Source organism: Shewanella algicola, assembly GCF_014648035.1.
GTDB lineage: Bacteria > Pseudomonadota > Gammaproteobacteria > Enterobacterales > Shewanellaceae > Shewanella > Shewanella algicola.
In genome coordinates this window covers 1-15,641 of the sequence record NZ_BMQI01000022.1, presented here as the reverse complement: position 1 = coordinate 15,641, position 15,641 = coordinate 1, and the positions used below count along the sequence as shown (strand labels likewise).

At 44.2% G+C, this 15,641-nt stretch carries 17 protein-coding genes; 7 read left to right on the top strand and 10 right to left on the bottom strand.

Features of this window, described 5'->3' with window-relative positions:
- Positions 1–165: 165 nt before the first annotated feature.
- On the bottom strand, positions 166–405 hold the full coding sequence (locus IEY42_RS10985) for an HP1242/YdcH family protein (protein ID WP_188925271.1): 240 nt from the start codon (positions 403–405) through the stop codon (positions 166–168).
- A 421-nt stretch (positions 406–826) separates the two neighbouring features.
- Positions 827–2,047, bottom strand: coding sequence for an alpha/beta hydrolase-fold protein (locus tag IEY42_RS10980; RefSeq protein ID WP_229780017.1), 1,221 nt, complete (start codon positions 2,045–2,047; stop codon positions 827–829).
- A 203-nt stretch (positions 2,048–2,250) separates the two neighbouring features.
- Between IEY42_RS10980 and mtnC the strand changes: the two genes are divergently transcribed.
- Positions 2,251–2,931 (top strand): acireductone synthase, encoded by a 681-nt coding sequence (mtnC, locus tag IEY42_RS10975; protein ID WP_188925270.1) that lies wholly within the window; start codon positions 2,251–2,253, stop codon positions 2,929–2,931.
- 84 nt (positions 2,932–3,015) lie between these two features.
- On the opposite strand, the gene IEY42_RS10970 is transcribed toward mtnC, so the two are convergent.
- Complete coding sequence (locus tag IEY42_RS10970) at positions 3,016–4,044, bottom strand: hypothetical protein (protein WP_188925269.1); 1,029 nt, start codon at positions 4,042–4,044, stop codon at positions 3,016–3,018.
- A gap of 118 nt (positions 4,045–4,162) precedes the next feature.
- Between IEY42_RS10970 and IEY42_RS10965 the strand changes: the two genes are divergently transcribed.
- Positions 4,163–4,585 carry an acyl-CoA thioesterase gene (locus IEY42_RS10965; protein ID WP_188925268.1) on the top strand — a complete coding sequence of 141 codons (423 nt, stop codon included), beginning with the start codon at positions 4,163–4,165 and terminating at the stop codon, positions 4,583–4,585.
- A 41-nt stretch (positions 4,586–4,626) separates the two neighbouring features.
- Positions 4,627–4,881 (top strand): GNAT family N-acetyltransferase, encoded by a 255-nt coding sequence (locus IEY42_RS10960; protein ID WP_188925267.1) that lies wholly within the window; start codon positions 4,627–4,629, stop codon positions 4,879–4,881.
- Here the strand turns inward: IEY42_RS10960 and IEY42_RS10955 are convergent, their stop codons facing one another.
- The 6 genes from IEY42_RS10955 to IEY42_RS10930 form a co-directional block, all read right to left on the bottom strand.
- Positions 4,882–5,274, bottom strand: a complete 393-nt coding sequence (locus IEY42_RS10955) for an acyl-CoA thioesterase (protein ID WP_275974543.1) — start codon at positions 5,272–5,274, stop codon at positions 4,882–4,884.
- Positions 5,275–5,352: 78 nt separating this feature from the next.
- Positions 5,353–6,141 carry a lipase family protein gene (locus tag IEY42_RS10950; RefSeq protein ID WP_188925265.1) on the bottom strand — a complete coding sequence of 263 codons (789 nt, stop codon included), beginning with the start codon at positions 6,139–6,141 and terminating at the stop codon, positions 5,353–5,355.
- A gap of 118 nt (positions 6,142–6,259) precedes the next feature.
- Complete coding sequence (locus IEY42_RS10945; RefSeq protein ID WP_188925264.1) at positions 6,260–8,053, bottom strand: AMP-dependent synthetase/ligase; 1,794 nt, start codon at positions 8,051–8,053, stop codon at positions 6,260–6,262.
- Between the two features lie 140 nt (positions 8,054–8,193).
- Positions 8,194–9,486 carry an ABC transporter permease gene (locus IEY42_RS10940; RefSeq protein WP_188925263.1) on the bottom strand — a complete coding sequence of 431 codons (1,293 nt, stop codon included), beginning with the start codon at positions 9,484–9,486 and terminating at the stop codon, positions 8,194–8,196.
- Positions 9,483–10,352, bottom strand: a complete 870-nt coding sequence (locus IEY42_RS10935) for an ABC transporter ATP-binding protein (protein WP_188925262.1) — start codon at positions 10,350–10,352, stop codon at positions 9,483–9,485. The genes IEY42_RS10940 and IEY42_RS10935 overlap by 4 nt, the downstream gene beginning before the upstream one ends.
- A gap of 37 nt (positions 10,353–10,389) precedes the next feature.
- Entirely contained in the window at positions 10,390–10,767 is a 378-nt protein-coding gene (locus tag IEY42_RS10930) for a GntR family transcriptional regulator (protein ID WP_188918450.1), read from the bottom strand.
- Positions 10,768–10,861: 94 nt separating this feature from the next.
- Here IEY42_RS10930 and IEY42_RS10925 point away from each other — a divergent pair, with 94 nt between their 5' ends.
- The 4 genes from IEY42_RS10925 to IEY42_RS10910 all read left to right on the top strand — a co-directional run bounded on the left by IEY42_RS10925 (position 10,862) and on the right by IEY42_RS10910 (position 14,670).
- Entirely contained in the window at positions 10,862–12,466 is a 1,605-nt protein-coding gene (locus tag IEY42_RS10925) for an alpha/beta hydrolase (RefSeq protein ID WP_188925261.1), read from the top strand.
- Between the two features lie 2 nt (positions 12,467–12,468).
- Positions 12,469–13,203: an ABC transporter ATP-binding protein gene (locus tag IEY42_RS10920; protein ID WP_188925260.1), complete on the top strand. Its 735-nt coding sequence runs from the start codon at positions 12,469–12,471 to the stop codon at positions 13,201–13,203.
- Positions 13,203–14,336 carry an ABC transporter permease gene (locus IEY42_RS10915; RefSeq protein WP_188925259.1) on the top strand — a complete coding sequence of 378 codons (1,134 nt, stop codon included), beginning with the start codon at positions 13,203–13,205 and terminating at the stop codon, positions 14,334–14,336. The genes IEY42_RS10920 and IEY42_RS10915 overlap by 1 nt, the downstream gene beginning before the upstream one ends.
- A gap of 109 nt (positions 14,337–14,445) precedes the next feature.
- The gene (locus tag IEY42_RS10910) at positions 14,446–14,670 is read left to right on the top strand and encodes a hypothetical protein (RefSeq protein ID WP_188925258.1); all 225 of its coding nucleotides are present in this window, start codon (positions 14,446–14,448) and stop codon (positions 14,668–14,670) included.
- A gap of 131 nt (positions 14,671–14,801) precedes the next feature.
- On the opposite strand, the gene mog is transcribed toward IEY42_RS10910, so the two are convergent.
- On the bottom strand, positions 14,802–15,335 hold the full coding sequence (gene mog, locus IEY42_RS10905; RefSeq protein WP_188925257.1) for a molybdopterin adenylyltransferase: 534 nt from the start codon (positions 15,333–15,335) through the stop codon (positions 14,802–14,804).
- Positions 15,336–15,641: the final 306 nt, after the last annotated feature.

Genomic DNA, 15,641 nt, shown 5'->3' with positions numbered 1-15,641 from the left:
AGGAAACAGCCGTTGGTTTCCTCTTGGTCTGGTGTGGGCGAAACGCCAAGACGTTAGTGCCCGCAGGGCATGAGTACAACACGCAAAAACTAACACCTGGATCCCGGCTTAAAAACACTGCCGGGAAGACGAAAAATACTATCGACACCTCGCTGCCGAAAACCTCTATGCTTTAGTAAATTGAAAATAAAGCTTATCTTTAAGCACAGATCGTTCATGTTTAGCTTGATGCATAAACTCATCACTCGTTGGGGAATTTCTTAACTCTAATTTGCGGATTTCAGTGTCTAAATCATCATAACGACGCGCATTTTCTGCAAACTTACTGTCGCCATCAATTAACGTTAAAATGGTCACAGTGTACTCAGGAAAATCGACTAATAACGCATGGCTTTCACCTAACATATCTCGCTCCTTTATATTTAACTGTATTAATAAGAAGTTATATGAATCAGTACCAATAGAGAGGATTAAATAAGGGTACCAAACAGCCCTAAGGTTAGACTATATTTCTGCTCTCGGTAAAATCATGGCCCCACTCTAAAAACTGATACCATCGTCAAATTAAACACTTTGGGGCTGAATAACCCTAGACAAAAAGCCTAGTTCAATATCATCACTGGTTATCGATTACTGAACCATACAAAACTACCAATGCAACCGCTGGTAATCTAGCTTAATTAGCCAACCAGACCGACAGAGTCATCCATGAAAAATAGCCTTAGAGTCGCCCGCGAAAGCGTAAAATAAGCGAATTAACGCGCCAAAATAAACCCTTTCTCAGGACAACACTGGCCCAGTGACACTCTACATTGACGGGGGTTTATTACTGTTGTTGCTGTTGAAACTTAGCTAATTGTTGAGTGTATTTGTTCAGATAAAACGGATGGTCGGTACTCGCTAAGGCTTGTTTTTCAGCCGTAATCGCTTTAGTTAACTCGCCTGAGCCCGCATAAACCATGGCTAAAGCATGATACGCAGTATGTGCCTTAGGATAAGCATTCAGCGTATCTTGATATACCGCAATGGCTTGTGCAGGATTATCGTTAACAAAACTGGCGCCAAGAGCCAATAACGAATCAATTGCCGGTATATCAAAGCCATACACGTCATCAGACAAGCGTTTATAGTAGGCTAAGATTGCACTCGTACCTTGTTGTGATACCGCGGAATCTGCAGCCAATACGGTATGCACATCGTTAAATATCATCTCGATACCCATGGCCGTCGCCAAAATGGGTTGTGTCATATAATAACTGCCATCAAAGCGTTTTATTTTATAACTCAGTTGCGCATTTGCGTGGGTTGCAAGCATATCTTCCAGCATGGCAAACGAGTCGAGTTGTCTTTGCTCAAAATCGCTGTCGCTGGTGCTCATAAATAACAATCTTTGCTTGCCCTTAAGAGTGTTAAGCAACTTAGGCGCATCGTTTAGCACAAAGGCAAAATCATCAGACAGCACAGGGCTGGCAGCAATATAAGCATTAAATAACTGTGGGCGATTGAGTAAACTATGCAGTACTAGGCCTGCATTACCAGTAAAGCCGTTAAAAACCCGAAAGCCATTAGTGCGGTATTGCTTGTCGATGGCGGGCAGCAAATGCTGTTCAAAAAAGTCGAGTAGTCCTTGATCGCCTCGTTTCTCAATCGAGGCAGACTTTAACTCCCCCAACCCTTTATGGCCATTTGGCGCAGTAATAATAATGGTGTCTAACCACGGCCAACCACCATTATGGCTCATCCAATCGTGCATACCGCTTAAATACAAATGACTACGTGGATGGAGATCCAATAACACCACATAATGTTTGTCGGGATGATCGGTATAGCCATTAGGTAACGTCACAACAAAATCAGCCGTAGTGTTAAATGAGCTTGAGTTAACACTGAGGATCTCGGTTTGCGGTTGCGGAAAGGCATCTATTTGCGGCACATTAACAGCATAGGCATTTACAACGACAACACTCAGTAGCAGACAGCCACTAAGCAGGCATCGTCCCCATAAATTCAATCCCTTAGCGGTGTAGTGGTTCATAACTGTAGCCATATTTTCGTCCTTGTTTTATACACCTTGTTGAACCTAACAGACCCACTTACACAAGGCAATTTAGCATTAACTAAATCTAGTTCACATCTTGTACTAAATGTCGCCAAACCTCGGTACAATCTGATTAATAGCACTAGCCTTAACGGCCAATAAAGCATAGGATCATCATTAAGTTAATTTATTGTTAGGGAGTCACAAATCTTATGAGTATTAGAGCTATCATCGTTGATACCGCCGGTACCACTACCGATCTTAACTTTATTCAGGATGTGTTATTTCCATACTCACGCACAGTAATGCCAGAGTTTCTTGAAAAAAATCAACATAACGTATTGGTCGATTATTGCATTAGCGACATTAAAGACATAGCGTTAGAACCCGATGCATCTTTAGCGCGCGTGACCGAAATTTTACAACAGTGGATTGACGAAGACCGCAAAATAACCCCATTGAAAACCTTACAAGGTTTGATTTGGAAGCAAGGCTACAATAATGCTGAGTTTACCGGTCATATCTACCCGGATTTTATTGAGTCGATTGAACGTATTACCCAAAAAGGTATCCGTATTTACAGCTTTTCGTCAGGCTCGGTGGATGCGCAAAAGTTACTGTTTAGCCACTCAGATTCTGGCGATTTAACGCCTTCATTTAGCGGCCATTTTGATACCCGTACCGGTAACAAATTAGACAAGCAAGCCTACTGCAACATTTGCAACACCATTAGCTTAAAGCCAAAACAAATTTTATTTGTGTCAGATGTGGCAGAAGAGCTCAAAGCAGCCGAGGCTGCAGGCATGACAACGTGCCAAATGCTGCGTTTGCCTGAGCAAGTTAAAGCAAAATGCAAAATCGTGACAAGTTTTAACGAATTGCAATTCGACTAACCTGTCACGGTAAATGCTATCCAATAAAAAACGACCTTGATGGTCGTTTTTTGTTTTCGCTAATAGCTAACTCATAAACTCTGCTTAACCAGGAAAGGCCGGAGAGATACATTTTTTTACTTCAAAATGGTAACCATATTCGCCATCGGTATCTGGAGTGATCTCTAAAATTTCATAATCATTAAGCTCAACAACGTGCGACTTAGCAGACTTTTTACAACGTGACTTGGCATTCGCCTCAAGCTGAAATGCAAATAGCGCAATCGCTTTACGTACACTGGTAAAATATTGGCTGCGTAAATGGTTATACGGTTGCTTGGCGATTTCATCGATAGCCTCTAACTCTTTTTCGCGCTCTATTTCTGACGCCGTTTTCACTTTTGGCTCAGGTTTAGGGTTAACCTCTTTCGCAAGACCACTCTCCACTAACGCCAAATCATTCTCGACAACAATGGCTTCTTCCGGCTGAGCCTCAACGAGTTGCACAACTTGTGGGTCATCTAGGGCTTTTTCTATTTGACCATAAAGATCCATTAACATGGCTAAGTGATACAGCACTACTGCCGCCAACACGACTCGCACCCAAAATGTGGTGCGATGAAAGTGTTGATGATTAATTAACCTAAAATTAGTCACGCCAAAAGGACGCAGTAAAAATGACACGCTAAACATTAGCGGAAAAATAAGCTGTAAAAGTAATAACACAATGCTGCTCATAATCACGCTCCAGGCGGGAATATAAAGCAAAATGGCAAAGTTGTGGGTGTAATTAAAACTGCTCGAGGCAACGCCAACCACATCGTTTACCACCGAACTTGAGCTGGCTAATGCAAAGTTAGCCACAATGGCATAAAACAATAATAAAACGGCTTTACCTGCCAAACTGTGCCACATACGTTCAAACAAGTGCCAAAATTCAATCGACATCGCGATGACACTAATAATTGCCACCCACACCACGGAATCAGTAGCAAACAACAATACAATCGCCACTAAATAGAGTTTTTGAGGGAGGCTCAGTTGAGTTTGCAACCTGGTAAACCGCGCTGAAAACACCGTCCAACCAGACGATAACCATCCGCTAGATATGGTAAGTAAACCCTGTTTTGGCAAAATAAAATCCTTATAAATTGTCGACCAGTGGCCATAGCCCTTGTTGTTCTGCATTGTGACTGGTAAATTAACGACCAATTCAAACAAGCGTTTAATTTCATCTTGTACAAGGTATCCCATGGAAGACTTTTTAGCTCAACACTCTATCAGCACCAAAATCCAAGTTGCATGGGGTGAAATGGATGCGCTGCAACACGTTAATAACTCAGTTTACTTTAAGTATTTTGAAACGGCGCGTCTCGATTTCTTTAATCAAATTAACCTACTTGCCGACTTAAAAACCACAGGTGTTGGACCAGTGCTCAGTGAAACGAATGCTCGCTTTAAGCGTCCGATCACGTTTCCAGACTCTATCATCGTTGGCATCAAAATTAGCGACATCACACAAGACCGCTTCGTGATGCATTACACCGTATTCAGTCAATCGCAACAATCTGTCACCACGCACGGTTGGGCAAAAGTCGTCATGTTTAACTTTAAAACCGGTCAAAAAGCCAAACTCACGCCAGAATTACTTGCCGCCTTGTCGCAGCATCAGTAAGTTTTACTCTTACGCAATTAATACCATAAAAGGATAACAGCATGAGCAATCAGGATTTGGTCGTCGTGCACCAGGCCGAACAACATCGTTTTGTGGTCAACACACAGGGCGTTGAGGCAGTGCTTGAATACCATTTGGCGGACCAAGATATTGATTTTCATCGCACCTTTGTTCCACCGATATTACGCGGCCAAGGGATTGCAGAAAAGCTCGTGCGCACTGGGCTGGCATGGGCAAAATCGGAAGGTTTTAATATCAATACCAGCTGCAGTTATGTGGTTAAATTTTTACATTAATTAACCGTTAGTCTGCCCCGTTAACGCCGCTAATTGCTGACGCACATTGTCGGCTAATGGTTCGCTTTTTTCGGTTTGGTAGTTGTAATGCACCATGGTAGTGGTGGCTTCGGCGGTTTTTTTACCGTTTTGCCAGCAGCTTTGTAAAATATCAAAACTGCTGTTACCCAAACGGCTAATGTGGGTTTTGACTGTCACTTCAGTGCCGTAGTAGGTTGGCGCGGTAAAGGCGATGGTAAAACCGGCAATAATCATGTTCCATTTAGTTAAATCTTGCCCCGGATTCACAATATCAAAAATTGGCTCACGCGCCGCTTCAAACCATATTGGGATCACTGTGTTATTAATGTGCCCTAATGCGTCGGTTTCACAAAAACGCGGTTTAAGGGTCATGCTAAATTGAGTGTCTGCCACAAAAAATCCTTTCTTATTCTTATGTATAGTGGGCAACCATTCTAACGACACTTGTTGCTACAGGTCATCAAAAAAATCTTTATCGCGAATATATTTGTGCATGTAATGCGAGACAAAAGGCGAAAACAACCAACTGACAAAACTTAATAAAAAGCGTTTAATCGGCGAGATATTGTCGTATATACGCTCGTTGTGCAGCCACAACATACGCCCAACATGATGAAACATCCCCGGTAGGGGGGGTAAAAATGTCACCACATCAACACCACAACAAATTCGATATGTACGCCGATGGAGTAAATATTGGCGCTGAAAACTGCCAAAACCCGGCGCAGGCTGACCAAAGGTCACCACACGCTTTATTGATTTATTGTATTGGCGTTCTAACCTGTCAGCTGCCAATATCGCCATCGCACCACCCGATGAATGCCCTGTAAGCGTGACTCTTTTACCCAACAAAATCAGCGGGCTAACAATGGCATGTAACTGCTGGTAAATACTAATGCCACTTTGATAATCAGGCGCACAAGGGTTACTTCGCTGTTCAAGTAAATAATCATAACCAGCATGCACATGATAACGACAACCAGCAAAGCGTTTCACTTTGGGCAAACAATACATGTTAATAAGCCATTCGTGTACGGTTTGCGAGCCCCTAAACACCACCAGCACTTCAGGGTGATCATCGCGCCACAAAACCCGCGCGCAAATATGCCCCCAGCGATTGGCAATTTCGGCATAATTATCAGGAGAGAACCCCAAACTTTGTGGATCAAAGTCGGTTTGATACGTTACCTTACAAAGCACTGCGTAACGTTCATATTGATAGCGCTTAAGCTTTTTCACATCCTGTAGCCTGCCAGAAAAGACAAGCTTGAGCATAAGACAAGCAGATGACAGTTCAGTGAATACATAACAAAAAGGACGCCCGACGGCGCCCTATTGTTAAAGGTTTTCGCAATGATTAGTTACCATACATGGCATTAATTTCACTGTGATATTTACTGTAAATCATCTTACGACGCAGTTTTAACGTCGGAGTAATTAGTCCAGATTCCATCGAGAATGCTTCGTGCAATAAAGTGAACTTCTTAATTTTTTCAAAGCCGGCTAACTCATGCTGCAGCTCGATTAAACGCTGCTCAAAATGCGCGACCACTTGCGAGTGACGTAGTAGCTCAATAGGATTTTCAACATGTATGCCCTGCGCAGTGGCCCAGGTATTTAACGCTTCAAATGCTGGCACAATAAGCGCTGACACGTAATTGCGTGCATCGGCAACAATAGCCACTTGTTCAATAAACGGGCAACATGCAACCTTACCTTCAACACGCTGTGGTGCAATGTATTTACCGTTAGAGGTTTTCATTAACTCTTTGATGCGGTCAGTAATGTACAAATTGCCTTGCTCATCAATACGCCCTGCATCACCGGTTTTTAACCAACCGTCTTCAAACGCTTCGGCGGTGTCATCGGGGCGATTGTAATAACCGCGCATTACAGTGTCGCCGCGTACTAAAATCTCATCGTCTTTGCCCAGCTTAATTTGCATGGCTTCTAACGGCTTACCGTTTGAGCCTGGCACACGATTATCTAGGGTATTACAGGTAACGGTCGCGCAAGTTTCGGTCATGCCGTACCCACACAATACAGGCACGCTAATACTGTGAAAAAAACTGCCAACATTAACATCTAATGCTGCACCGCCCACTGGCATAAACTTAAGCCTACCGCCGAGTACTTGTTGTAATTTGCTGTAAACCAGCTTGTTAGCCAGTTTCCACTGGGCACTTAGCCATAAACTCGGCTTAGCGCGGCCTTGATTGACTTCAAATTGACGCTTACCCACTTTCATCGCCCATGCAAATAATGCTTGGCGTGCTTTAGGCGCTTTACCAACTTTGTCATGCACGGCGCTGTAAATTTTTTCTAAAAATCGTGGCACTACACATAAGGTGTGTGGCTTAACGGCAACAAGAGCTTGTTTAATTTTATTGGTGTCATTTAAGTAAACATTATGACCGCCGCGGCACAATACATACATGCTCCAGCCACGTTCAAATACATGGCTTAGCGGCAAAAAGGCTAATGACACATCGCCGGCGGTAAAAGGCAGTTTTTGGTCATGCTGTCTGATCATCGAGGCAAAATTGCGGTAATCGATCATCACCCCTTTTGGGTTACCTGTGGTGCCAGAGGTGTAAATTAGCGTCAGTAAGTCATCCAGATCAGTATTGGCTAATCGGCTGGTTAACTCCTGAGTTACGCTTGGATTAAATTGTGCGGTTAATAGCGAATCAAAATACAGGTGATTGTCGGCTGTTAAAGTTACATTGGCATCAAATACGACAATCTGCTGCACGCAGTCGGCTTGCGCGGCAATGTCACACGCCATGTCATATTGTTGCTGATCACCGGCAAAAATTAATTTAGCTTGGGCATCGTTAACAATAAACACCGCTTGTTCAAGTGTACTGGTTGGGTAAACAGGTACCACCACATTACGCGCTTTAAGTGCACCAATATCGGCACAAGTCCATTGCGGGCAGTTTTGCGACAATATCACCACTTTGTCTTGCACCTGTAAGCCAAACTCAATCAGTAATTGGGCAACTGAGTCCGTTAAGGTATTGAATTTATTCCAAGTCACAGTGTGCCAAGGCGCTGGCATCTCAAAGCCTTCTAGGGCAATGTTACTGCCTAAAGACTGACTTTGCTGTTGCAGAAGTCGTACGACGTGGTATTGATTTAATGACATTTAACAGTGACCTTTTTAGCTTACAAGTGTTCCGCTTTTTGCATTCTACCTGAAGCTAAAAAAAATCATAAGAGCTTTTGCTCTATTTGTGCGATTAATCTCACGTTCACAAGCAAAACTGATAAACAACAAATACTACTTTAAGGCGCGGTAATACCGTGCTTCCAAAGCTGTCGCTTACCCCACATCAATGCCAGCACACCGACGACGGTTAGCGGAATATCCAGCAATAGCCACGGAGTTATACTGTCGCCATCTCTTAGCGCAGCAAAACTCATAGACACCACTATAGAGTGCAAAAGCACCACCAACATCGCCGCTGTGGCTTGATGACTATTTCGGCTTGCAGCCCCAGTACCGAGCATAATGGCACAGCCCCAAAAGGTGCTTAAACTTAAGTGAATTAAAAACATCAGGCTGAGTTGCGGTTCAAACAAGGATTTTAGTAACCCTATTGCGGTCACTATCAACACCATCACCGCAATAAAACGATTTTGACTGCGGTAAAAAGCCTCTTTCATCCCGCTTAATCCGCTGTAACAAGGCAATAAAAATAAGGTTTCGGTGGCACGCCAACGTTGAATACGGCTCCAATGAATAATCGCACAGCTGATCACTGAAAATTGAGCAATTAAAAACACAGTTGGTAGATTAAAATCGAACAGCCACGAAATCAGCATTAAGACTATGGCGATAACAGGCAGGGTTAGCATCATCATGGTTAACACAGGGCCAATAAAGAAATTCATTGGATGAAACAGGCGCTCGAATTTACCCACCCACGCAACACCTTTAATGCTCGGTAACCACATCCAGCCCATTTGCACTGCATTGAGGTAGACCACCCGCGCATCGCTGTTCCAGCGCAGTTGCCGACATAAGCCAACCACACGATAAAACAGCATGGCAACAATGATTAAGCTGGCCCACAGCGACAAACGAGAGGCGAGCTCATCTAAAAATGGCACCGCAATAAACAGCGCAAACGATAAATGAAAATAATGACTGCGCCACAAGCAGAGCCATACAAAGCCAAGCCCAACCGCAACGGCTAACCACAATTGCGCTATGACTTCATATGCCGAAAAAATCACACAGGCTAACACCTGAAACCCAATAACCGCCAGCGCTATGCTCAGCGCCTGTTGCAATACATTGGCTTGATAACCTGGGATTAATTGACTGGTCTCAGTCGCCACTAAGCGATTTAACTGCCAGGCAATACTGGCAGCCGCTGAGACTGTCGACATAGCAAAAACCAAACTCACCACATCGGTTTTTCCGCTAATTAACAGCGCAAGTCCAAGCATGAGTCCAAGCAGGCTCGTGCCTAAAAAACTGACGCTACCTAAGTCATATAACCACAAACGCAACATACCCTGATAGGGTTTACGCCATGCGGCTAGTGGGCTTTGAGGTTGCTGCGCACTCATCGGTGCAGCTCCATAAATAACTGTTCTAAATTTAATGATTTTTCATTTTGCACACCAGTAATAACATCCGAGTTACCCTGGGTGTCCACCAGCACAGTTTGGCCGGTTTGGCTCAATATTCTGTAGCTTGCAGGTAGTTCGGTGTCGTCGTTAATAGTGAGTAATTTAACCTCTTCACGCAGGGCATCAATTTCTTTAAACAGCACTAAGTCGCCTTTTTTGATTAACGCAACATGGCTGGCGACACGTTCTAAGTCTGAGGTGATGTGCGATGAAAACAATACCGCCGAACCTGATTCGAGGGCAAGATCGAACAGGTCACCCATAAATTGGCGACGGGCGATAGGGTCGAGGCTAGCAACAGGTTCGTCGAGTAACAACAAGGTCGGCCGATACGCCATCGCCATAATCAAGGCTAACGATTGACGCTGACCGACAGACAGTTTTTGCACGGCTTGAGTAACATCTAAATCAAAGCGATTTAACCAATCTTGTTCTAGGGCGATGTCCCACTGCGGGTAAAAACTGCGGTGCAATTCTAAGGCTTTATCTATGGTAAAGCCTTCGTAGCCAAAAGGCTGTTGTGGCACATAGCCGATATGTTGTTTTGCTTCAATGGAAAGGTTTTCTGGCGATTCGCCTAGGGTATTGATGTTGCCGTTATCGATATCAACAATTCCTAACGCGCAGCGCATTAATGTCGATTTACCCGCGCCATTTTGACCTAATAATCCCACGACCATCCCAGGATAAAGTGTTATCGATAAATCGGCTAACACCTTATGCCCGGTTGCAGACTTAGTTGTCTCGGCATAGGTTTTATTGACTAAGGTAAACTGTAAAACGGGCTTATCTTCGGCTTCCATGTTCGACTTTCCTACCAAAATTTAGCTTAAATGACGGCTATTCTTTTTGCCAAAATTGCTTCAATAACTGTTGCAACTCGTCGTATTCCACACCTAATTGTTGTGCTTGCTCAACTAATGCGCTTATCTGCGGCGCTAATAAACTGCTGCCTGAGGCGTTATTTGCTGATGTTCTCGCAGCCACCCGTGACGGCTGGCCACGACGACGCTCGACCCAGCCCTGGTCGACAAGTTGTTGCATCGCACGCGACACTGTCATTGGGTTTACGGCCAAATGTTCAGCCAATTGGCGCACTGAAGGAAGTACATCTTCAGGCTGCAATTGACCGCCAACAATTAAGCGCACGATTTGATCATGCAATTGTCGATAAATGGGTTCGCCACTGCTGGGGTTGACATTCAGTAATTCTAACATTAGCCTTTAACAACTGTATTAATACATTGATACACTCATACACTAGATGTTAAGGTATCATAATCGTCATGAAATGCAAAAAGGAAACGTTCCGATGATCAACAGGAAGTTTGTCAACACAACCTCAATATCGCGATTACGCGCTTTAGGTTTATGCCAATCGGCAACTCGTGCTAGCCGCTGGGTGGCTGTTGCAGTGGCTATTTTGCTCGCTAACCACAGCGTTGCAGATACCGCAGACACACTCGTTGCAGCGCCAGCTAAAACAACCACATGCTATTTAGATGGCTTAGATGAGCAGTTTCAGTGTGGCAAAATCAGCGTACCTGAAAACCCAAAGCAACCTGACGGTAAGCAAATCGACATTCACTTTGCGATTTTACCTGCAATTAAAAACACCCACCCAGATGAGGCATTACTCGCCATTGCCGGTGGTCCTGGCCAATCGGCTATCGAAAATGCCGCTGGATTTGACCGTATGTTGACCAAAGTACGTCAACAACGCGATATTTTACTTATCGACCAGCGTGGCACTGGCCAATCGAATATTTTGAGTTGCGACGACGGTGACTTAAATGCACTCAACATCAATGAAGACGACCTCGACATGCTGGCAATAACCGAAGAATGTTTAGCGGGGATCGATGCCGACGTGACTCAATACGGCAGCAATATCGCATTAAAAGACTTTGAGGCAGTACGCGAGTTTTTAGGTTATACCAAGCTGCACTTATACGGTATTTCTTATGGTTCACGCATGGCTCAGTTGTATATGCGCCATTATCCTGAAGCATTAGCCACAGTAACATTAGACGGTGTAGTGCCAATGCAACAAAGCGTAGTGGCCATTGGTAGTTCAATTGAGCGTGGTTTAAACGTGCTATGGCGCGATTGTAAAAGCAATCCTGAATGTCAGCAGCAGTTTCCTGATTTAGTCGACGAGTATAATAAAGTCGATCAACAACTCGCCGATGCACCGATTAGCCAAAAAGTGCGCGACCCACAAACTGACGAGCCTAGCGACTTTTTACTCACGCGTAGTAAGTTCACAGGGGCTATCCGCATGGCGATGTATATGCCTAATCTCCGTGCGCTTATCCCTCATGCAGTAAACCAAGCCGCGCAAGGCAACTACCAGCCCATTTTAGGTATTTACTCCTTAACGGCCAACAGTACAGGGATAGCAATGGGTATGCATGCATCAGTGGTATGTGGTGAGGATATTCACCGTATTACCGAACAAATGCGTAAAGACGCTAAAGAATCTTACATCAGTGGCAGCATGTTAGATGGGTTAGAAAAAACCTGTGAGGCATGGCCAACAAAGCAAGAAGATGACAGCTTTAGTAACCCAATCGACAGCGACATTCCTACTTTATTATTGTCTGGCGAACTCGACCCAGCAACACCACCAAACTGGGGCGCTCTGGCACAAGAAAAACTCACCAAGTCGAAGCATTTTATTGCGCCTTACGCGACTCACGGTGTGGCCTATCAAAGTTGCGGTAACGATTTAATTGCGCAATTAGTTGATCAAGGCTCACTAAAAGAGATTGATGGCCAATGCTTACAAAAAGATGTGCGCCGCAGCTTTTATCTTAATGCCAACACAGTAGAAGCATTACCGATTGCCAGCACCGACACAGATATTAAAACCGACACAACAGCGCCAGCAAATACAGCTGAAGATAAGGAATAGTCATGATTACTGTTGCAAACTTAACCAAAAAAATTGGCGATGTGCAGGCGTTAGACGATTTAAGTTTTAGTGCTGAAAATGGCCAAATCACTGGTTTGCTTGGCCCAAATGGCGCCGGTAAAACCACCTGTTTACGCACCTTGTTTGGTTTACTTAAACCAGACTCAGGCACCGCCACAGTAGACAATATAGACGTCGCGGTTGACCCAATAGGCGCAAAAAAGCAATTAGGGTTATTCCCCGACCCATTTGGATTGTACGAACGCCTTACGCCGCGTGAATACATTAGTTTCTTTGCCGAGCTAAGCGGTATGACGCGTAAGCAAGCCAAAGAAGCCACCGCCAATGTCATTGCCCAATTAAAGCTAGAAGACATTAGCGACCGTCGTTGCAAAGGTTTCTCGCAAGGTCAACGGATGAAAACGGCATTGGCGCAAGCCATAGTGCATCAGCCAAGCAACATCATTTTAGATGAGCCGACCCGCGGACTTGATGTGATGAGCACCCGCTTACTGCGCGACATTTTATTGCAACTAAAAGCACAAGGACATTGTGTGTTGTTTTCAAGCCACGTAATGCAAGAGGTTGCCGCCTTATGTGACCGCGTCATTGTTATGGCAAACGGCAAAGTGGTCGCCATTGGTAGCCCTGACGAACTGTGTCAGCAAACGGGCAAAGACTCACTAGAAGATGCATTTATCGAACTTATCGGTACTGACGAAGGGATTGCAGCATAATGAAAATGATACTCGCAATGGTGCGCAAAGAACTTATTGATGCCGCACGAGACAAACGCTCTGTCATGGCAGGTTTATATTATGCCATGGGTACGCCACTGATCATGTGTGGCCTATTTATGGTGTTAATTGGTCAACTGTCTAGCCCAGAAGATCTTAACATCAACATTAAAAATGCCAATAACGCACCTGATTTAGTGCGCTACCTCAGCAATAACGGCATTAACCATGCAGACGATGAACAGGCGAATAAAATCACCTTAACCATTAGTGATGATTACGCCGCCAACATGGCGAAAGCTAAGCCTGCAGAAGTGTTATTGGTTGCTGATAACTCAGATGAAAAGATCCAAAAGTCTATCCGCCGTCTTGAGCGACAGCTGCAGGCTTACAGTGCAGAAATGGGCAGCTTACGCTTAATTGCCCGCGGGATTAACCCTGGCATTACCCAACCAATCAAAATCAATGTTGAAGACAAAGCCACCGCAGATTCAAAAGGCGGAATGATTTTGGGTATCGCTATTTTCACCATGATGTACTCGGTGTTTATTTCTGGCATGAACCTGGCCATCGACACCAGTGCCGGCGAACGTGAACGTAACTCACTGGCATTGCTACTTAGCCATCCAATGAGCACCCGCCAATTAGTGTTGGGCAAAATTATTGCCGTGACCTGCTTTGCACTGCTAGGACTCATTTTAATCTTGCTGGTGTCAAAAGTGGCCTACCCCTTTGTGCCTTGGCAAGAAATTGGCTTTACCGTCAACATTAGCCAGGACTTTATGGGACTTATGTTCCTGGTCGGCATCCCTGTCGCACTCATGGCAGCTACCTTGCAATTGTATGTGTCGTTTATGGCCAAAACCTTTAAAGAAGCGCAGTCATACTTAACCATGGTGTTATTTGTGCCGCTGGCACTGTCAATGGCAGCCAGCTACAACATTGCCCCAGAGATATTGCAGTGGTTACCGGTATCAGGCCAGCAACAAGCATTAATGGACTTTATTAAAGGTCGCGAAATCCCAATGATGCAGTTAATCGTGTCATCAGTGACCACCTTAATCATTGCTGTAGCTCTAGCGGCCGGATTAGAAAAGTCACTAAAAAGTGAAAAAGTGGTCTTTGGGCTGTAAGCCATAGTTATAAAATAGTTAATAGATCTACTCGCCTTAATTATATGAATTAAGGCGAGGACTTTAAGACGATAACATTGACAAAAACAACATAAATTAAGGAGTGATTATGAACGAAGATATGGCGATTATCGCACTGGTATTTATCGTAATTGTCGGTACTACGGCATCCGAAATGTTTAAACAGTATTTAAAGCATAAGCAAAAAACAGAGGTCGATGGTCTGGCCGACTTAAAAGCACAAAACCAGGCATTGATTGAGCGCATACAAGTGCTGGAAAGATTGGTAACCGACAACGACTTTGAACTCAAGCAACAGTTTAAAAGCTTGTAGTGTTGCAGCTCGGTCGCTCATACCAACCTTTGCCAACAAGCATAGCCAGACATAAAAATGCCGTCATATTTGACGGCATTCTTTTTGATATAAAGCAGTGGTTATTAGTGTATCGCCAATATCTGCTAGCACTACTTTGCTTTAGGTCTAAACGGCTTAATGACCGCTTCATCACACTCTAAAAATGGACCATCCATTAAGTCGATACAATACGGAATTGCAGGGAATACCGCGTCTAAACATTCGCGGATAGACTTAGGCTTGCCCGGTAAATTAACAATTAACGAATCATCACGTAACCCTGCTGTTTGACGCGACAAAATAGCCGTTGGCACAAACTTTAACGACTCGGTGCGCATTAGCTCACCAAAGCCAGGCATCATTCTATCGCACACGGCTTCAGTTGCTTCTGGGGTCACATCGCGTTTAGCCGGGCCAGTACCACCCGTGGTGACAATTAAACAGCAATCTTGATTGTCAGCTAAATCAATCAAGGTGGCTTCAATCACATCTTGCTCATCTGGGATCACCTTATACACAGGCTCCCACTCAGAGGTTAAATACTCATTTAATACATCAATAATGGCTTTGCCAGACAAGTCTTCATATACGCCAGCGCTGGCACGATCGCTTACTGTCACGATGCCGATTTTAGCTTTGATCATGGTAATCTTTCCCTAATTGTGGGGGTGATTAACCTCGGTTCGCGTTGAGGTTAAATCAGTAATGCTGTTATAGCTTGCTAATCTACCAAAAAACATCGGCATCACAAAATAACTCACCGATAAATGCAAACTGACTCAAACAATGACACTGGCAAAAGTATTAATTATACTAACTGCAGCGAGCAGATATTGGATTGATACCAATTCCACTAATTATCTGGTCATTCAGCGGGAGTTCTGTGTCTTCTAGGCAAGTAATAGAATTGTAGGCATAGTTGTTCTCGGCAACTGCTCCTGCGTTGCTCT